The sequence below is a fragment of the Kitasatospora sp. NPDC032150 genome (genome assembly GCF_055579945.1).
The window spans coordinates 291,412-308,681 of record NZ_JBVIMH010000002.1 but is presented as its reverse complement, the minus strand read 5'-3'; the positions used below and the strand labels follow the sequence as shown (position 1 = coordinate 308,681).

The following is a 17,270-nucleotide window of genomic DNA, read 5'->3' as shown; positions in this document are numbered from 1 at the left end:
CGCCGGCCACGCTGACCACGAGGGCGAGGCGGCGGTGTGCGGGAGTCGTCACGAGGCCGCGTCCGCCGGGCCGAGGTGGGCGTCCAGGGCCGCACCGACGAGCCGGTCGAGTTGCTGCTCCGGCGGGGCGGCGCCGAGGGCGAGCCCCAGGCTTCCCCAGCTCCACAGCTGGGCGATGCCGTGCAGGTTGGCCCAGAGGGCGGCTGCCGTCACGGCCGGCGGCTGCCCGCCCGGCCCGTGGTGCCGTTGCCGGGCGACGAGGTCCACGATCCGTTCGAACAGCGGGAGCGTCGACTCCCGCAGGCGCGGCTGCTCCGTCGCGCGCTCCGACCCCTGCCGCTCTCGTCCCTGCCGCTCGCTGTCGAGCAGGTCGTGCCGGAACATCAGCTCGAACATGCCGCGGTGCTCCAGCGCGTAGCCGACGTACGCCCGCCCGAGTGCCCGCAGTTGGTCGCGCGGCGAGACCGCGCCGGCGACGGCCGCGGCGAAACGGGCCCCGAGGTCCGCGAAGCCGCGGTGGGCGATGGCGGAGAGCAGGGCGTGATGGGTGGGGAAGTAGCGGCGCGGGGCGCCGTGCGACACGCCCGCCCGGCGGGCGATCTCGCGCAGGCCGAGGGAGGCGACGCCTTCGGTCAGCACCAGCTCGACACCGACGTCGACCAGCCGTTCACGGAGGGAGTTCTCGCGTTCGATGGACATAGACAGTGTCTACCAGGCTCTGGTAGACACTGTCTACCAGCTTCGACGGATCGATGCGGACGCCGGGCGAGTGACCGCACCGGTCGCCAAAAGCTGTTCTCGGCAGGAAAGTTGACAACCACGGCGACTCAGATGAGCGATGACCGCGTGATCCTGCGTCCGGTACGCGAGGACGACCCGCCGACACTCGAAGGTCGTGCGCTACAGCGTGCTGCGCGACGAGGCGACACCGGCCTGAGTCCCGCAACGGCGCGGCGGGCACCGGCACCGCAGAGGCAGCCAGCAGCCAGCGGAGGACGGCAGCAAATAACCAAACCCTACAAACCCTGAGCGCCAGACTCCGTGGATCCCTGCACCTGATCACCCGTCAAACCCCTGACAGAGTGGCATTCGAGTCGGACTCCCCGCAAAGCCATCCACCCGGGGAGTTGTATCTCTCATACAAAGGTGGTTCACCAGTGAGTACCGATATCAACAACCTCGACGTGGTGGCCACCGGCCTCGGGGCCACCACGCCGCTCGGCGGGGACGTCGCCTCGACCTGGTCCGCGCTGCTGGCCGGGCAGTCGGGGATCAGCGTGATCGAGGAGGAGTGGGCGGCGGACCTGCCGGTGCGGATCGCCGGGCGACTCAAAGTCGACCCGGGCGAGGTGCTGGACCGGGTGCAGGCCCGTCGGATGGACCGCTGCGAACAGATCGCGCTGATCGCCGCCCGTGAGGCCTGGGCGGACGCCGGTTCGCCCGAGGTCGATCCGGAGCGGCTGGCCGTGGTGATCGGTACCGGCACCGGGGGCGCGCTGACCATGCTCGGCCAGGACGACGTCCTGGAGTCCTCCGGTGTGCGGCGGGTGTCCCCGCACACCGTCCCGATGCTGATGGCGAACGGGCCTGCGGCCTGGGTCAGCATCGAGCTCGGCGCCCGCGGCGGCGCGCACACCCCGGTCAGCGCCTGCGCGTCGGGCGCGGAGGCGATCGCGATGGGCCTGGACCTGATCCGGCTCGGACGGGCGGACGTGGTGGTGGCGGGTGGCACCGAAGCCTGCATCTGCCCGCTGCCGCTGGCCGGCTTCGCCCAGGCCAAGGCCCATTCGACCCGGAACGACGCGCCGCAGCAGGCGTCCCGTCCGTTCGACGTCGACCGCGACGGCTTCGTCATCGGCGAGGGTGCCGCGGTGGTCGTCCTGGAGCGCGCCGGGTTCGCCGCAGCGCGTAGCGCCCGTGCCCACGCGGCGCTCGCCGGTGCCGGCGTGACCTCGGACGCGCACCACATCACCGCCGCGCATCCCGAGGGCCAGATCCGCGCCATGCGGCTGGCGCTGGCCTCGGCGGGTCTGTCCCCGCTGGCGGTCGACCACATCCACGCCCACGCCACCTCCACCCCCAAGGGCGACCTCACCGAGGCCGAGTCGATCACCGAGGCCATCGGCACCCACCCGGCCGTGACCGCCACCAAGTCGATGACCGGTCACCTCTTCGGCGCGGCCGGGGCGATGGGGGCGCTCTCCGCGATCCTGTCGCTCCGCGACGGCGTCATCCCCGCGACGCTGAACCTCGACTCCCTCGACCCGCAGGTGAAGCTGGACGTGGTCACCGGCGAGCCCCGGCACGGCGAGCTGACGGCCGCGCTGACGAACTCCTTCGGCTTCGGCGGCCACAACGCCTCGCTGGTGTTCACCCGCGTGCCCTGACCGGAGCGGGCTGGCCGGCGACGGGCTGCGGTCAGTTCCTGACCGCGCGCAGGATGACGAACTTCGGATCGCTGGTGACGGTCTGGCAGTTGCCGAACAGCCGACGGAGCTTGACGTGGTACCCGAGGTGGCGGTTGCCGATGACCCAGAGTTCGCCGCCGGGGCGGAGCGCCCGGCGGGAACCGGTGAACATCCGCCAGGCGGTGGCGTCCGTGGTCGCCTGGTGGGAGTGGAAGGGCGGGTTGTTCAGCACCAGGTCGACCGTGCCCGGCGGAACCGCGGAGAGGGCGTCGCCGGCCAGGAACTCGGCCTTGGTGTCACCGTGGACATTGGCCCGGAAGGTGGCCTCGGCCGAGGCCACGGCCTGGAACGACTCGTCGATGAAGGTGAGTTCGGCCTGCGGGTTGGCCAGCGCGGCCGCCGTACCGACCACGCCGTTGCCGCAGCCGAGGTCCACGACGTGCTCCCGGCCGTGGCGCCGCGGCAGGTTGCGCAGGAAGAACCTGGTTCCGATGTCGAGGCGCTCGGCGCAGAAGACGCCCGCGTGGTTGGTGACGGTCAGCCCGGAGGCCGCACCGAGGTCGCCGGGCAGTGCGTAACTGGTCGGCCAGGGGCTGGCGGAGGGGGCGAGAGCGGGGTCCGGCGCGCAGAAGATGAGGCGCGCCTTCTTCACCGCGAGCGAGGTGCGGGTCGGGCCGATGATCCGCTCGAACAGCTTGAGGGTGGAGGTGTGGATCTCGGTCACCATGCCGGTGCCCACCACGATCGTGCCCGGGTGGATGCCCGGGGCGAGGCGGTGCAGCTGGTCCTCCAGGAGCGCGAGGCTCTTGGGGACGCGGACCAGCAGCACGTCGATCCGGTCCGGCGGGGTGTCCCTGGTCGACAGCAGGCGTACGGCATCCGCGTCGATCCCGTTGCGGGCGAGGTTGGCCGAGGTCGCCCGCTGGCCGAGGTAGGAGTCGGTGATCTGCACCGGTCGGTGCGCGGCGAGCGCGGTGACCAGCGCGCCCCAGCGGTCGCCGACCGCGACGACCGTGCCCGCCAGCTCGACGGGTTCGCCATCGATCCCCTTGAGGTGCCGCAACAGGTACTCGTCGGCGGCGTCCCAGGCTCGCAGCCGCTCGCGGGGGTCCTCGGGGAAACGGGTGAGCTCGAACTCGCCCCATGGCGTTGTGAAGCAGTTCATCGGGATACCTCTGTAGATACCCCGGCCTTCAGACCGGGGAGGAAACGGGCTGCCCGCGTAGCGGGGGAGGGGGTAGCCGCTTCGCCGTCAAGGCGGACCGGCGCCCACCACCCGACGAAGCAGGAAACCTCCCAACCGCCACGCCGACGCGCAGCGGCTCAGCCGCGAGGCTGAGGGGACTCCCCCTCGTTCACGAGGGGGAGGAGATCGACGTGCCCTCAGGCTATCGGAGCGTCCCAGGTGCCCGGCAATCGCGCCCGCCGATCAAGGCAGGTCGCGGGCGGGCGACCGCGGCGAGCCGGGGCGCGTACCGGCGGCGGAGAGCCCCGGGGCCCTCGGGCAACCCCAGGGCGCCGGGCTCTGCCCGGTCGACTGCTCACGGCCGGCCGACAGCTCGGGCGCGGCGGAGCGGGTCGTGCGCATCCTCACGCCCCGGGGGAGCCCGGCCGCCACCGCGCGGTGACGGCCTCGGCCAGGAGTTCGGCGGCGGTGGTCAGCCGCCTCTCACCGGCTTCCTGGCCGACGGCCGCCGGCCGGGACAGGACGCACTCTGCCGCTGAGCGCCGACGCGGGCGGTGCAAACGGGCCGCGAGCGGACGGGCGATCCGGCATGATCGCCACATGGATGATCACGCCGAGGCCGCGCACGCACTGGTGCGGGAACGATTCCCCGAGGCGGTGGCCGCCTTCCTCGGGGGGTCGACCGCGCGGGGAGAAGGAACCGCGACCTCGGACCTGGACATCGTGGTGATCCTGCCGGAGACCGCCGCGGTGTACCGGGAGACCGTGGCCTGGGCCGGCCGCCCGGCTGAGCTGTTCGTGCACACCGCCACCTCCGTCCGCACGATGTTCGCCTGGGACCGTGCCAACGGCGCGCCGATCATGTCGTTCATGTGCGCGCGCGGTGTCGTCCTGCTGGACCTGGACGGCACGGCGGCGCGGGTCCGCGCCCTCGCCGAGCGGACCATCGCGGAGGGACCGGTCCCGCCCCCTCCGGCGGCCCTGGCCGCGAAGCGGTACGCGGTCACCGACCTGTATGACGATCTGCTCGGCTGCACCGACCCCGACGAGTTGCTGGGCATCGTCACCGCACTGCTGGAGGCGGCCGCCGAACTGCTCACGGCGAGCGCCGGAGCCTGGCGGGGCACGGGCAAGTGGCTGCCGCGCTGGCTCCGGGCGGCCGACCCGGTCCTCGCCGACGCGCTGCTGACGGGTTGTCGGACGGTACTGACCGGCGGGCCGCACGCGCCGTTCTCGGACGCGGTGGCCGCCGTCCTGGAGCGCGCCGGCGGCCCCCTCCGAGAGGGCGACCACCGCCCCGCCGGACCGGCCCTGCTGGCGGGGCCGACCGCTCCCTGACCAGGTCGGCCGGGCGGGGCCCGTCGGCTGTCCCGGGCTGCCGGTGCACCACCGGCCCGGCGTCCTGCCCGCCGCTGTCCGCTGCCGGGACCGCGTCAGCGGCAGCAACCTGACCGGTGGTCAATGCGCCGTCAGTGGCCGGGTCTAGGGTGGCCGGATGCTGAACCGCACGGTGATCGACGAGTACCTGGGCCATCTCGGCCTGCCCGAGCCCGCCGAGCCGTCGGTCGAAGCGCTCTTCGCACTGCACCGTGCCCATGTGGAGCGGGTGCCGTACGAGACGCTGGACATCCAGTTGGGCCGCACGACCACGATCGACCCGGCGGATTCCATAGCACGGATCCTCCGCGGCCGGGGTGGGTACTGCTTCCACCTGAACGGCGCCTTCGGCACGTTGCTGGCAGCGCTCGGCTTCCGGACGCGGTGGCACGTCGGCGGCGTGCAGGACCGCTCCCCCGGGGCCGGGGCCGGGGCCGGGGCCACCGGAGACCACCTGGTGCTGACGGTGGACTGCGGGGGCGAGCGCTGGATGGTCGACGTCGGGCTCGGTGACGGCCTGTACGAACCGCTGCCGCTGCGCGAGGGCGAGTACCGGCAGGGCCCGTTCACCTACCGACTCACGACTTCGAAGGCCGAGGTCGGCGACTGGCGCTTCGAGCACGACCCGCAGGGCTCGCTGCTCGGGATGGACTTCCTCGCCGAGCCCGCCCGGCAGGTGGATTTCGAGGCCAAGCACCGATGGCTCTCGACCTCGCCCGAGTCCCCGTTCGCCCGCGCGGCCTGCGCCATCCGCCGGGACGCCGAGGGCACGGACGCACTGCGCGGCTGCATGCTGGTCCGGGTCGACGCCACCGGGCGGCACCGCCACGAGATAGCCGACCCCGGCGAGTGGTACGCCACGCTGGCCGACCGCTTCGGTCTGCCCCTCACCGAGCTGGGTCCCGCCGAGCGCGAGGCGCTCTGGCAGCAGGTCTTCGCGGTCCACCAGAACTGGAAGGAAAGGACGGCCGAGCATGCGTAGTGCCCCCGTCACCCCCGGCGGAGACCTGATCCGCTGGGTCGAGCTGCCCGGTGCCGAGCCGGCCCGGGTGTACGTCCACGGGCTGGGTGCCAGCTCGCTCCCCTACTTCACCGAGGCCGCGCTGCACCCGCTGCTGGCCGGGCGCCGCTCGCTGCTGGTCGACCTGCTCGGCTTCGGGATCAGCGACCGGCCGACCGACTTCGACTACTCGCTCAAGTCGCACGCCGATGCCCTGGCGGCGGCGATCGAGGCGGCCGGGGTCGAGCGGGCCCAGCTGGTCGCGCACAGCATGGGCGGTTCGGTGGCGATCGTGTTGGCCGCGCGCCACCCGCACCTGGTGCGCAGCCTGGTCCTGCTGGACGCCAACCTGGACGCCGTCACGCCGGGCCCGCAGTGGATGGGCGGCGGATGGATCGCCTGGTACTCCGAGGAGGAGTTCCTGGCTTCCGGCTGGGCGGAGACCGAGCGGGTGGTCGGCCCGCACTGGTGGTCGACCATGCGGCTGGCCGGGCGCGAGGCGCTGCACCGCAGCTCGGTGCAGCTGTGCCGGGGCAGTGAGCCGATGATGCGCCGTCAGCTGCTCGATCTGAGGATCCCGCGCACCTTCCTGTACCCGGCCGACGACGGGCCGCTGCCCGGCGCCGCCGAGCTCGCCGAGGGTGGGGTCTCGGTCGTCGCGGTGCCCGACAGCGGGCACAACCTCATGCTCGACAACCCGGATGCCCTGGCCCGGGCCGTGATCGCTGCGGAGTCCTGACGCGGGCACGGGGCCGGCCACGCAGCGGGACGTCCGGGCGGCCCCGCCCCGCAGGTGTCACGGCCGGCTCCTCTCCTTCGCGGTCGCCTGGCGGGCCACCGGCCGCGGCGCCGGCGGCCCGCGCGTCCCACAGAGCGGCATGCGCCGCCGACCGATCCGTCCAACTCCCATTCGCCGAGGGTGTCTTGGTCAACCTCGTCCACCGGGATTCCACCCGCGGCCCCAGCGCGTCACAGTCGCAGAGCCATTCGGCTCTGCTTAGGCTGGCCCGCGATGACTGTCGACCGCCGCACTGTGCTGCGTTCCACGGCCCGGCTGGCCGCTCTGACCGCCGCCACCGGGGTCACCGCCGCGTGTGACGACGGTGGTGACCCGGCGGCACGGGCCGAGCCGAGCGCGAAGCCGTCGCCCGCCGCCAGTAGCACACCGGCCGCCCCCGCGAGCAGCCCGGCGCCGGCCACCACCAGCCCGAGCCCGCCACATCTGCCGCCGCTCGCGCCCGACACCCCGCCCGAGGTCGTCAACGGCCCGCGCGACCGACGCCAGGTCGCGCTCACCTTCCACGGCCAGGGCGACCCGGCCCTCGCGCTGGCACTGCTCACCGCCGCCGAGCAGCACGGTGCCCGGCTCACCGTCCTGGTCGTCGGCAGCTGGCTGGACCAGCAGCCGCAGATGGCCCGCCGGATCCTGGACGGCGGCCACGAGCTCGGCAACCACACCCAGAACCACCGGGACATCTCCCGGATGCCGGTCGCCCAGGCCCGGGCCGAGGTGCAGGAGTGTGCCGACCGGCTGCTGCGGCTCACCGGCTCGATCGGTCGCTGGTTCCGGCCCTCCGCCGCCCAGTACGCCACCCCGATGGTCCGCGAACAGGCCAGGTTGGTGGGGTACGAGCACTGCCTCTCCTTCGATGTGGACCCGCGCGACTACACCGACCCGGGTGCCGAGGTGGTGCGGCGCCGGTTGCTCAAGGCCGCCATCGGCGGCTCGGTGATCGCCCTGCACATGGGCCACCGGGGCACCGTGGAAGCCATGCCGGGGATCCTCGACGGCCTCGCCGAAGCCGGTCTGACCGCCGTCACCGCAAGTCAGCTGTGCGCGTAACGGCGAACCTCTCCGCGCGTAGCTCCTGTCACCAACTGGGCATCTGTGCTTGGCTGCTGGCCATGCGCTACATCATCATCGGCGCCGGGGCCATCGGCGGCACGATCGGCGGACGACTGTACGAGGGCGGGTTCGAGGTGGTGCTGGTCGCGCGGGGCGCGCACGGCGCCGCACTGCGCACGGGCGGGCTGCGGTTCTCCACCCCGGAGGGCGTACGGGCGCTGCCCATCCCCACGGTCCCGGGTCCGGCCGAGATCGAGCTGAGGTCCGGCGACGTCCTGGTCCTGGCGGTGAAGTCCCAGCACACCGAGGGAGTCCTGGCCGAGTGGGCGCCCCGCCCGGTCACCGGCGCCACGGACGGCCCCCGCACGGCGGGCGAGGTGCTTCCCATCGTCTGCGCCCAGAACGGCGTGGAGAACGAACGCCTCGCCCTGCGCCACTTCCGCCGTGTGTACGGGATGTGCCTCTGGATGCCCACCTCCCACCTGGAGCCGGGCCGGGTCTCCGCCTCCGGCGCCCCGCTCAGCGGGATCCTGCGCCTCGGCCGCTACCCGTCGGGCAGCGACGACACGGCCCGACAGGTCTCGGCCGACCTGGAGAAGTCGTTCTTCGCCGCACCCGTCAGCGAGGAGGTGATGCGCTGGAAGTACGGCAAGCTCCTCGGCAACGTCGCCAACGCGCTGGAGGCGGTCGCCGGTCCGATCCGCGGCGAGCCGCTCCTGACGGTGCTGCGGCGGGCGCAGCAGGAGTACGAGGCGGTGCTGCACGCCGCAGGCATCCCCTACGCGACCGCCGACGAGCAGGCGGCGGACCGCGGCGACCGGGTCGAACTGCAGCCGCTGGAGGGCGAGGAGCGGATCGGCGGCTCCTCGGCCCAGAGCCTGGTCCGCGGCACCGGCAGCATCGAGACGGACTACCTGAACGGCGAGGTGGTGCTCCTCGGCCGCCTGCACGGCGTGCCGACCCCGGTCAACGAGGCCCTGCAGCGCCTCGCCGGGGAGTTCGCCCGTACCGGCCGTCCGGCCGGCAGCCTCACCCCGGAGGAACTCGCCGCCCTCTGCTGACCTTCCCCGGCACGGGCGCCGTGCGGGAGGCCACACCGTCCGCGGCGGGTCTCACGCACGGCTGCCCCCGCCCCGGGTCCACCGCGTCCGGCGCGCTCAGCTCTCCGCGCCGCCTCCTCCGCCCCGCCTCCTCGCCGCCCGGCCCGTCCTCAGGCCATCGGATCCCCCGGCCCGTACGGGCGCAGCCGCAGCGTGCGGGCGTCCGCCTCGCGGATCGCCTCGGCACGGGAGAGCAGTTCCTCCAGGTTGTCCCGCCCCGCGTGGATGAACCGGCCGTGCAGCGGGTCGAAGCGCCCACGGGCCACGTCCACCGCCATGGCGACCATGTACGGGATGCTGCCCCACTCGGTCATGTCGGCGAACATCGGCAGCCCGGCGGTCATGTCGGTGGCCACCGCGCCGGGGCTGATGTCGAGGATCACGACCTGGTGGGCGGCGAGCGAGTCGGCGATGTTGTCGGAGAGCTGGAGCAGGGCGCCCTTGGAGGTGGCGTACGCGGTGTAGCGGCCGTCCGGGCGCAGCGCGAAGCCGGAGTTGAGGTTGAGCACCCGGCCTTGGCGGCGCTCGACCATCTCGGGGAGCACGCAGCGCATCAGGTTGAACGGGCCGCGCAGGTTGGTCTCCACCACCTTCCACCACTGGTTGCCGTCCGCCTCCCACAGCGGGACCTCGGCCTGGTCCACCTGGCCGGCGTTGTTGACCAGGAAGTCGACCGGTCCGAGGTCCCGTCGCACCGTCCGGACGGCTTCGCGGACGGCGCCCGGGTGGCACACGTCGGCGGTCACCGCGATGCCGCGCGCGCCGTGGCGAACGCACTCCTTGAGCGTTCCGATCAGGGTCTCGTGGGTGCGGCCGATCAGGGCCACCGCCATCCCCTCGGCGGCCAGGCCGATCGCGACCTCCCGGCCGATCCCGCGCCCCGCCCCGGTGATCAGGCCGACCTGTCCTGTGAGCGATCCCGTCGACATCACTGCTCCCCGCTCTCGCCCCGGCTGATCCGACCCCTGGATTCTGGCGGCCGGACGACGGCCGGGCGACTCGGCCCGGCGGCAGCGCACCGGTGAACGTGACGCAACTCATCCGATTGGCGCAGCAGCCCTCAGGACCGAGCAGCCTCCGTCAGCACCGACCGGATGCGAACGGGCGTTAGCACAGGTAGTACCGTCGTCACGGCGATGCGGTCGGCCCACCAGGCCGGATGTGTCGCCGGCTGAGACACAGCACCTCGCTGGGTCGCCCCCAGCGTCACCTGAAGGGCAAGTGAGTGAGTGACATCGCGCGCGTCGGAGTGATCGGCTGCGGCCTCATGGGGTCGGGCATCGCTGAGGTCTTCGCCCGCTCGGGCCTGGACGTCCTGGTCTCCGAGGCCAACGGCGAAGCCCTGGAACTGGGCCGCACCCGGCTGACCAACTCCCTGGAGACCGCCGTCCGGCGTGGCAAGCTGACCGAGGAGCAGCGCGACGAGGCGCTCGCCCGGCTCTCCTTCACCACCGACCTCACCGACTTCGCCGACCGCGACCTGGTGGTCGAGGCGGTCGCCGAGCGCGAGGACATCAAGATCCAGATCTTCCAGACCCTGGACCGGGTCATCGAGCGCCGGGACGCCATCCTGGCCTCCAACACCTCCTCGATCCCGATCGTCAAGCTCGCCGCCGCGACCTCCCGTCCGGAGCAGGTGATCGGCCTGCACTTCTTCAACCCGGCCCCGGTGCAGAAGCTGGTCGAGGTCATCCCGACCCTCACCACCTCCGCCGAGACCACCTCTCGGGTCGAGTCCTTCGCCGTGCAGGTGCTCGGCAAGGAGCCGATCCGGGCCCGCGACCGGGCCGGTTTCGTGGTCAACGCACTGCTGGTCCCGTACCTGCTGTCGGCGGTCCGGATGTTCGAGTCGGGGGTGGCCACCGCCTCCGACATCGACAAGGGCATGGAGGCCGGCTGCGCCCACCCGATGGGCCCGCTGCGCCTGTGCGACCTGATCGGCCTGGACACCATCGTCTCGATCGCCGAGTCGATGTACGACGAGTACAAGGAGCCGCTGTACGCCGCTCCCCCGCTGCTCTCCCGGATGGTCGACGCCGGCCTGCTCGGCCGCAAGTCCGGCCGCGGCTTCTACGACTACACCGCTAGCGCCTGATCTGCGAGTTCGCCGGTCGGCCCGTCATCGGACCAGCCGACCGGCGGCTTGCGGTCTGTCGACGGGGCGTCAGCTCTCCGGCGGCTCAAGTCGCTCTGGGGAGAATCTGGGGAGTTTCAGCGTCACTCCGCGCCTAGCCACTCGTCGACTGCGGTTCGTCCCCTGCGCCCGTCGTCCGGCATGAAGTGCGCATAGATCCGAAGAGCGCCTCCCCCCGTAGCGTAGAGGCCGTGACTGCAGGGGAAGTTGGGAGTCATGGCGGAGAAGAGGCGGAAGTTCGACGCGGAGTTCCGTGAGGGGGCTTTGCGGATCGTGACCGAGACCGGCAAGCCGGTTGCGCAGGTCGCGAGGGAGTTGGGGATCAACGACACCACGCTGGGCAGCTGGGTCTCCCGGGCCCGGGGGTCCGGCGCGGCCCCGGGCGGGCGGGGCGAGAGCGTCCAGGAGGAACTGGAGCGGCTGCGCCGGCGCAACGCCGAGCTGACCAGGGAGAACAAGGAACTTGCCATGGAGCGTGATGTCCTCAAACGCTGCATGGTCCTGTGGGTGAAATAGCTGTGGCGGACCCGGCGGCGCTCGTCGGGGTGATCAGCGACCAGAGGACCGAGTACAACATCCCGCACTCCGTCTCCTGCCGCGCGCTCGGCGTCTCCGAGGCGTGGTACTACAAGTGGCGCCGCAGGCCGAGCTCGCCGACAAACCGCGAGGTCAGGCGCACGCGGCTGGAGGAGAGGATCAAGCACTTCTTCCACCGCTCGGGTGAGACCTACGGCTCGCCGAGGATCACGCTCGATCTGTGGGCCGAGGGCTGGAAAGTCTCGGTGAACACCGTCGCCGAGGTCATGGCCGATCTCGGACTCCAGGGCCGCAAGCCGCCGCGGCGGCGCCGGTCGCTGACCCGGCAGGGCAAGCGCAAAGCGGCCCGGGACCTGGTCGGCCGGCACTTCGACGCGGTCGCTCCGAACGTGCTGTGGGTGGGCGATATGACCGAGATCGACACTGGGGAAGGCAAGTTGTACCTGGCCACAGTCATCGACATGTTCTCGCGTCGCCTGCTCGGCTACGCGATGGGCGCCCACCACGACGCCGGCTTGGTCACCGCTTCGCTGAAGATGGCCGCCGCCACCCGGGGCGGGCAAGTCGACGGGGTGATCTTCCACTCTGATCGCGGCAGCGAGTACACCAGCGAGGCGTACAACACCCTGTGCGACCGGCTGGGCGTCGTGCAGTCCATGGGGCGCGTGGGGTCGGCTCTGGACAACGCCGCCGCGGAGAGCTTCAACTCGCTGATCAAGGTCGAGTACATCCACCGCCATACGTTCGCCACCCGGGCCGAGGCCCGCATCCGAATAGCGACCTGGATCGCCGACTTCTACAACACCCGTCGGAGGCACAGCGCGGCCGGCGGACTACCGCCGGTGGAGTTCGAACGGATCATCAGGGAAGCACGCGCCAGCCATCCTCAGAAGGACCTGGCCGCATAACGAAGGCCTCTACGAAATCAGGGGATTGACCTGTGCAAGCAGAAGCGTGTCGAGATCACCAGAACCGCCATGTCCTACATAAAGTGATTCCGTTATCACACTAAGTGATCTATGGCCTGTCGCCGCCGCCACCGATGCGGCCGGCGGAGGCCGCCCTTACGTGAGGCGGAGGTAACCAGTGGTCAGGCATGGGAGACAGCAGGCCGGCTCGCATCGCGATACGGGGCCCGAGGAGAGGGCGCGTCGACCGTGGCGAACGCCATCGGCGTGGGTGCGGATCTGCATGGCGGGGCTGGCCGTGCTGGCAGGACTGGCCTTGCCGGCCGCCGCCTCGTCCCCTGCCTGGGCCGCCCCAGCCACGAACGTCTACGTCACCAACCTCAGCTCGAACACTGTGTCGGTGATCGATGCCACCACCAACACGGTCACCGCCACCATCGGCGTCGGCGGCGGCCCATGGGGTGCCGCAGTCACCCCGGACGGCACGCACGTCTACGTCACCAACGAAAACTCGAACACTCTGTCGGTGATCGACGCCGCCACCAACACAGTCACCACCACCATTCCCGTCGGCAACATCCCGAGAGGGGTGGTGATCACCCCGGACGGCCTGCATGGCTATGTCACCAACGCGGGCGCGGGCACCGTGTCGGTGATCGACACCGCCACCAACACGGTCACCACCACCGTTACCGTCCAAGCCGACCCGTCCGCCATCGCGATCACCCCGGACGGCCTGCACGTCTACGTCACCAACGATCTCGCGAACAGTGTGTCGGTGATCGATACCACCACCAACACCGTCACCGCCACCATCGGCGTCGGCACCAACCCGATCGGCGTGGCGGCCACCCCGGACAGCCTGCACGTCTACGTCGCCAACGACAATTCGAACAACGTGTCGGTGATCGACACCACCACCAACACCGTCACCACCACCATCGGCGTCGGCACTAGTCCGTTCGCCGTCGCGATCGCCCCGGACGGCGCGCACGCCTACGTCGCCAACAACACGACCGCGGGCACCGTGTCAGTCATCGACACCGCCACCAACACGGTCACCGCCACCGTCGGCGTCGGCACCAACCCGGCAGGGGTGGCGATCACCCCGGACGGCGCGCACGCCTACGTCACCAATTTCAACTCGAACGACGTGTCGGTGATCGACACCGCCACCAACACGGTCAGTACCACCGTCGGCGTCGGCTCCAACCCGCTCGGTGTCGCGATCACCCCGGCCCCTCCGGCGCCGACACTGACCATCACCAAGACCCACGCCGGCAGCTTCATCCCGGGCAGACAGGGCATCTACACCATCACCGTCGGCAACAACGGGACCGCCCCGACCAACAGCACCACCGTTACCGTCCAGGACACCCTTCCGGCCGGACTCACCGCCGTCAACATCAGCGGCACGGGATGGCGCTGCACCACAAGGACCCTCACCTGCACCCGCAGCGACGTCCTCACCCCCGGGAACACCTATCCGACCATCACGCTGCGAGTCCGCGTCTCACGCACCGCCACCGGCACGGTCACCAACACCGCCACCGTCAGCGGAGGCGGCAACGGCACCGCTACCGCCACCGACCCCACCGTCATCGACCCCGGCCCCGGTCACTGGCACCACTGTGACCACGGCAAGTGGCCGCACTGCGACCACCATCACGGCTGACAGCACCGGCACAGGTAGTTGCGCAAGATCAGCAGTTATGTCACGCTGCTGCCAGCACCACACGTGCGCCATCATCGCGAAGGGCCCGACCAACTCCGGTCGGGCCCTTCGGCATTCCCGAGGAGGTCGACATGGACGAGCTACTGACCGGCCCTCAGGCCGCCGAGCTTTGCCGGGTCGACGTCTCGACCATCCGCCAGTGGAAGCGGCGCGGAAAGCTCATCCCGGCCGGCCTGGACGAGCAGGGACGCCCGATGTACCGGCGCCTGGACGTCGCCCTCGCCGAACGCTCCACCCGCGACCGCGCGCGCCGGACCTACGGGCAGCGCGCCGCATAGACCAGCTCATCACCAACTCCCGCCCAAGATGTACCGCCCAACCGGAGCGGTGTGCACCGACTCGCTCGCCACCAACCGTGGCGCCAGCGACCGCACCCCGGGAGAAACCCATGAGCTGGACCCTGCATGAAGGAGACGCCCTAACCGTTCTCGACCAGATCCCGCGCGCCAGCGTCGACGCCGTGATCGCCGACCCGCCCTACAACAGCGGCGGTCGAACCCCAAACGAACGCACCTCGCAGACGTCACGCCAGAAGTACGTCAGCACCCCGGATATGGCCAAGCACGATCTACCGGACTTCGCCGGCGACAACCGGGACCAGCGCGGCTACCTCGCATGGCTCACCTTGGTCCTGGCCAAGGGGCTGCACGCGACCCGGCCCGGCGGCGCCGCGCTCGTCTTCACCGACTGGCGGCAACTGCCCACCACCACAGACGCGCTGCAAGCCGCCGGTTGGACCTGGCGTGGCATCGCCGTCTGGCACAAGCCCATCGCCCGCCCACAGAAGGGCAGGCTCAAGCAGGACTGCGAGTTCATCGTCTGGGGCAGCAACGGCCCCATGAACGCCGACAGCAACCCCGTCTACCTGCCTGGCCACTTCGAAGGATCGCAACCTCGAGGAGCCGAGCGGCAGCACATCACCCAGAAGCCGCTCGACCTCATGCGCCAGCTCGTCCGCATCGTGCCACCCGGCGGGACCGTACTCGACCCGTTCACCGGATCCGGCACACCCGGCGTCGCCGCCCTCACCGAAGGGCGCCAGTTCATCGGCTGCGAGATCACCCAGACCTACGCGACTGTCGCCCGCGAACGGCTCGCCGCAGCCTCGTAGACCAGCGGGCCGCCGCCCCGCCCCCGGGAGGCGGCCCGCTTCACTCAACCGGTCACGCCTGCTCGGCGGGCTCCGTCTCGACCTTGGGCTGCGACCGCTGCCCCTCGTAGGTCAGCACACCGCCGCCGACCGTCACCGCGATACCCGGGATGATCAGCAGCCACGCCGAGTTCGCCCGGCCGGCCAGCTTCACCGAACACGCCTCCGCCGACGTCTGAAAGTCTCCATCCTTCGGCGCCAGCCCACTGCCACAGCCGCCATCAGTCGGCCACAGCCCGAACACAACACCCAGACCAGCCAGCGTCAGACCAGCGGCGGCCAGTGCCCTACCAACTCGATCCACAACAACCCCCCAACGGTTGGCAAAAGGCCAAGGGTAGAGGCGAGGTGATCACGTGGCCAGACATCGCGCATACACCATCTGCACCGTCCCAGGCTGCCCCGAGTACACGACCGGCGGCCGGTGCGAAGACCACCGGCGCGAAGCCGAACAGCGACGCGGCAGCGCGCGGGCCCGCGGCTACGACCGCACGCACGACCACCGCGGCCTCGTCCTGCACATCCAGGACGGCAACGAGTCCGGCAGCGAGGCGTGGTTCATGAACCCCGACTCGCAGGCATCCGCGCACTTCCTCAACCCGAAGTCGGGCAGCCTGCGACAGATGGTCGACACCGACGACCGCGCGTGGACCGAGGCCGCCGGCAACGCCTACTGGGTCTCGGTCGAGAACGAGGGACTCGGCGGCGACGCGCTCACCGACTCCCAGATCGAGAACTGCGCCCAGCTGCTGGCGTGGCTGCACAGCGAGTACGACGTCCCGCTGCAGGCCACCGACGACCCGAACGGAAGCGGCCTCGGCTGGCACGGCATGGGCGGCGCTGCGTGGGGTGGCCACTACGACTGCCCCGGTGACGCCGTCCTCGCGCAGCGCGGCCAGATCCTGGCCCGCGCCCAGCAGATAGCCGGCCAGCCCACCACCCCCGCGCCGCAGCCCCCGGCCGACTCGGGCCCGGCGTGGCCCGGTGAGTACCTCCGCCTGCAGTCCCCGATGGAGCACGACGCCACGGTGCGGGCCTGGCAGCAGCGCATGAGTGACCGCGGCTGGCGGATCACCGTGGACGGCTGGTAAGGGCCCGCGTCAGTGGCGATCTGCCGCCAGTTCCAGGCCGAGAAGGGGCTGACCGTGGACGGCATCGTCGGCCCCGCCACCTGGGCGTGCGCGTTCCGCACCGACAACGTCACCAACTGACCTCGACCCGATAGGAGTTCACATGTCTCTCGCTGACCAGATCCGGGCCGAGCTCGCCTCGGCCCACCTCCGCCAGCAGGCCGGCCGGTTCGCGCGGCTCACCGCCGTCGCGTTTGGCGCCCAGCTCGCCGCGCTCGGCACCGACCACCTCGGCAGGGACGCGCTGATCGGCGCCGCAGTTGGTGCGGTCGAGGCCGCATACCGGCAGTGGGCGCCGGTGGTGCCGTGGGCCGAGATGGCCCAGCGCCTGCACGTCCTCGACGCGATCCGCCCGGCCCCCGCCCCGGCCGCACCGACCACACCGCCGGCCCCGGCCGAGCCGGTCGTCCAGGCCCCGCCCGCACCGACCGCCCCGGCCGCCCCGCCGGAGGCCCCGTGACGACCGCTACCCCGCCGGACGGCGTGTACATCTCGCCTGCCCAGACTCACGCGGAGGTAAGGCGCATCGCCGACGGACAGATCCGCATGGAGGCCAAACTGGACGCCATCCTTGGCGACCAGCGCGAGCACCGGGAGACCATCGCCGACCACGAGCAGCGCATCCGCCGTCTGGAGAGCGCCCGGTGGCCGCTGCCGACGATCGGCGTCCTCGGAGGACTCGCCGGGACCGTGGTCGCCGTCATCGCCCTCATGCGTCCCTGAATACGCCACCCCCGCCCGGCTTCGGCCGGGCGGGGG

Annotated in this window: 20 protein-coding genes; 16 read left to right on the top strand and 4 right to left on the bottom strand. The window is 71.5% G+C overall.

What is annotated here, in order from left to right; genetic code table 11:
* Positions 1-48 precede the first annotated feature (48 nt).
* Positions 49-693, bottom strand: coding sequence for a TetR/AcrR family transcriptional regulator (locus tag ACZ5ON_RS03725; RefSeq protein WP_465585335.1), 645 nt, complete (start codon positions 691-693; stop codon positions 49-51).
* A 464-nt stretch (positions 694-1,157) separates the two neighbouring features.
* Here ACZ5ON_RS03725 and ACZ5ON_RS03720 point away from each other — a divergent pair, with 464 nt between their 5' ends.
* Positions 1,158-2,387, top strand: coding sequence for a beta-ketoacyl-[acyl-carrier-protein] synthase family protein (locus tag ACZ5ON_RS03720; RefSeq protein ID WP_465584956.1), 1,230 nt, complete (start codon positions 1,158-1,160; stop codon positions 2,385-2,387).
* Between the two features lie 31 nt (positions 2,388-2,418).
* Here ACZ5ON_RS03720 and ACZ5ON_RS03715 read toward each other — a convergent pair whose 3' ends face one another.
* A complete protein-coding gene (locus ACZ5ON_RS03715; protein WP_465584949.1) occupies positions 2,419-3,573 on the bottom strand; it encodes a methyltransferase in 1,155 nt (384 codons plus the stop codon).
* 621 nt (positions 3,574-4,194) lie between these two features.
* On the opposite strand from ACZ5ON_RS03715, the gene ACZ5ON_RS03710 reads away from it, so the two are divergent.
* The 5 genes from ACZ5ON_RS03710 (at position 4,195) to ACZ5ON_RS03690 (ending at position 8,878) form a co-directional block, all read left to right on the top strand.
* Positions 4,195-4,932, top strand: coding sequence for a nucleotidyltransferase domain-containing protein (locus tag ACZ5ON_RS03710; protein WP_465584944.1), 738 nt, complete (start codon positions 4,195-4,197; stop codon positions 4,930-4,932).
* A gap of 157 nt (positions 4,933-5,089) precedes the next feature.
* The gene (locus tag ACZ5ON_RS03705; protein WP_465584941.1) at positions 5,090-5,953 is read left to right on the top strand and encodes an arylamine N-acetyltransferase family protein; all 864 of its coding nucleotides are present in this window, start codon (positions 5,090-5,092) and stop codon (positions 5,951-5,953) included.
* Positions 5,946-6,710 (top strand): alpha/beta fold hydrolase, encoded by a 765-nt coding sequence (locus ACZ5ON_RS03700; RefSeq protein WP_465584938.1) that lies wholly within the window; start codon positions 5,946-5,948, stop codon positions 6,708-6,710. The genes ACZ5ON_RS03705 and ACZ5ON_RS03700 overlap by 8 nt, the downstream gene beginning before the upstream one ends.
* Before the next feature lie 273 nt (positions 6,711-6,983).
* Positions 6,984-7,814: a polysaccharide deacetylase family protein gene (locus ACZ5ON_RS03695; protein WP_465584934.1), complete on the top strand. Its 831-nt coding sequence runs from the start codon at positions 6,984-6,986 to the stop codon at positions 7,812-7,814.
* Between the two features lie 62 nt (positions 7,815-7,876).
* Positions 7,877-8,878, top strand: coding sequence for a ketopantoate reductase family protein (locus ACZ5ON_RS03690; RefSeq protein WP_465584931.1), 1,002 nt, complete (start codon positions 7,877-7,879; stop codon positions 8,876-8,878).
* A 149-nt stretch (positions 8,879-9,027) separates the two neighbouring features.
* Here ACZ5ON_RS03690 and ACZ5ON_RS03685 read toward each other — a convergent pair whose 3' ends face one another.
* Positions 9,028-9,846, bottom strand: a complete 819-nt coding sequence (locus ACZ5ON_RS03685; RefSeq protein ID WP_465584927.1) for an SDR family NAD(P)-dependent oxidoreductase — start codon at positions 9,844-9,846, stop codon at positions 9,028-9,030.
* A 296-nt stretch (positions 9,847-10,142) separates the two neighbouring features.
* Between ACZ5ON_RS03685 and ACZ5ON_RS03680 the strand changes: the two genes are divergently transcribed.
* The 6 genes from ACZ5ON_RS03680 to ACZ5ON_RS03655 all read left to right on the top strand — a co-directional run bounded on the left by ACZ5ON_RS03680 (position 10,143) and on the right by ACZ5ON_RS03655 (position 15,342).
* Positions 10,143-11,012, top strand: a complete 870-nt coding sequence (locus ACZ5ON_RS03680) for a 3-hydroxybutyryl-CoA dehydrogenase (RefSeq protein WP_465584921.1) — start codon at positions 10,143-10,145, stop codon at positions 11,010-11,012.
* Positions 11,013-11,267: 255 nt separating this feature from the next.
* Positions 11,268-11,567, top strand: coding sequence for a transposase (locus tag ACZ5ON_RS03675; RefSeq protein ID WP_465584918.1), 300 nt, complete (start codon positions 11,268-11,270; stop codon positions 11,565-11,567).
* Positions 11,555-12,496 carry an IS3 family transposase gene (locus tag ACZ5ON_RS03670; protein WP_465584914.1) on the top strand — a complete coding sequence of 314 codons (942 nt, stop codon included), beginning with the start codon at positions 11,555-11,557 and terminating at the stop codon, positions 12,494-12,496. Before ACZ5ON_RS03675 ends, ACZ5ON_RS03670 begins: the two co-directional genes overlap by 13 nt.
* Positions 12,497-12,674: 178 nt before the next feature.
* Positions 12,675-14,171: a YVTN family beta-propeller repeat protein gene (locus ACZ5ON_RS03665; protein WP_465584910.1), complete on the top strand. Its 1,497-nt coding sequence runs from the start codon at positions 12,675-12,677 to the stop codon at positions 14,169-14,171.
* 131 nt (positions 14,172-14,302) lie between these two features.
* Positions 14,303-14,509 (top strand): MerR family transcriptional regulator, encoded by a 207-nt coding sequence (locus ACZ5ON_RS03660; RefSeq protein ID WP_465584905.1) that lies wholly within the window; start codon positions 14,303-14,305, stop codon positions 14,507-14,509.
* 110 nt (positions 14,510-14,619) lie between these two features.
* Positions 14,620-15,342, top strand: a complete 723-nt coding sequence (locus ACZ5ON_RS03655; RefSeq protein WP_465584902.1) for a DNA-methyltransferase — start codon at positions 14,620-14,622, stop codon at positions 15,340-15,342.
* A 52-nt stretch (positions 15,343-15,394) separates the two neighbouring features.
* On the opposite strand, the gene ACZ5ON_RS03650 is transcribed toward ACZ5ON_RS03655, so the two are convergent.
* Positions 15,395-15,535: a hypothetical protein gene (locus ACZ5ON_RS03650; RefSeq protein WP_465584899.1), complete on the bottom strand. Its 141-nt coding sequence runs from the start codon at positions 15,533-15,535 to the stop codon at positions 15,395-15,397.
* Positions 15,536-15,737: 202 nt separating this feature from the next.
* On the opposite strand from ACZ5ON_RS03650, the gene ACZ5ON_RS03645 reads away from it, so the two are divergent.
* The 4 genes from ACZ5ON_RS03645 to ACZ5ON_RS03630 are packed head-to-tail and all read left to right on the top strand — an operon-like array spanning position 15,738 to position 17,234.
* A complete protein-coding gene (locus ACZ5ON_RS03645) occupies positions 15,738-16,472 on the top strand; it encodes an N-acetylmuramoyl-L-alanine amidase (RefSeq protein ID WP_465584894.1) in 735 nt (244 codons plus the stop codon).
* A gap of 12 nt (positions 16,473-16,484) precedes the next feature.
* Positions 16,485-16,592 (top strand): peptidoglycan-binding domain-containing protein, encoded by a 108-nt coding sequence (locus tag ACZ5ON_RS03640; protein ID WP_465584889.1) that lies wholly within the window; start codon positions 16,485-16,487, stop codon positions 16,590-16,592.
* A 22-nt stretch (positions 16,593-16,614) separates the two neighbouring features.
* Positions 16,615-16,971, top strand: a complete 357-nt coding sequence (locus tag ACZ5ON_RS03635) for a hypothetical protein (RefSeq protein WP_465584885.1) — start codon at positions 16,615-16,617, stop codon at positions 16,969-16,971.
* Entirely contained in the window at positions 16,968-17,234 is a 267-nt protein-coding gene (locus ACZ5ON_RS03630; protein ID WP_427392931.1) for a hypothetical protein, read from the top strand. Before ACZ5ON_RS03635 ends, ACZ5ON_RS03630 begins: the two co-directional genes overlap by 4 nt.
* Positions 17,235-17,270 lie beyond the last annotated feature (36 nt).

Coding starts and splice junctions, on each gene's coding strand:
- ACZ5ON_RS03715 (WP_465584949.1), bottom strand. CDS start 3,573: ATGAACTGCTTCACAACGCCATGGGGCGAGTTCGAGCTCACCCGTTTC.
- ACZ5ON_RS03710 (WP_465584944.1), top strand. CDS start 4,195: ATGGATGATCACGCCGAGGCCGCGCACGCACTGGTGCGGGAACGATTC.
- ACZ5ON_RS03705 (WP_465584941.1), top strand. CDS start 5,090: ATGCTGAACCGCACGGTGATCGACGAGTACCTGGGCCATCTCGGCCTG.
- ACZ5ON_RS03700 (WP_465584938.1), top strand. CDS start 5,946: ATGCGTAGTGCCCCCGTCACCCCCGGCGGAGACCTGATCCGCTGGGTC.
- ACZ5ON_RS03695 (WP_465584934.1), top strand. CDS start 6,984: ATGACTGTCGACCGCCGCACTGTGCTGCGTTCCACGGCCCGGCTGGCC.
- ACZ5ON_RS03690 (WP_465584931.1), top strand. CDS start 7,877: ATGCGCTACATCATCATCGGCGCCGGGGCCATCGGCGGCACGATCGGC.
- ACZ5ON_RS03685 (WP_465584927.1), bottom strand. CDS start 9,846: ATGTCGACGGGATCGCTCACAGGACAGGTCGGCCTGATCACCGGGGCG.
- ACZ5ON_RS03675 (WP_465584918.1), top strand. CDS start 11,268: ATGGCGGAGAAGAGGCGGAAGTTCGACGCGGAGTTCCGTGAGGGGGCT.
- ACZ5ON_RS03660 (WP_465584905.1), top strand. CDS start 14,303: ATGGACGAGCTACTGACCGGCCCTCAGGCCGCCGAGCTTTGCCGGGTC.
- ACZ5ON_RS03655 (WP_465584902.1), top strand. CDS start 14,620: ATGAGCTGGACCCTGCATGAAGGAGACGCCCTAACCGTTCTCGACCAG.
- ACZ5ON_RS03635 (WP_465584885.1), top strand. CDS start 16,615: ATGTCTCTCGCTGACCAGATCCGGGCCGAGCTCGCCTCGGCCCACCTC.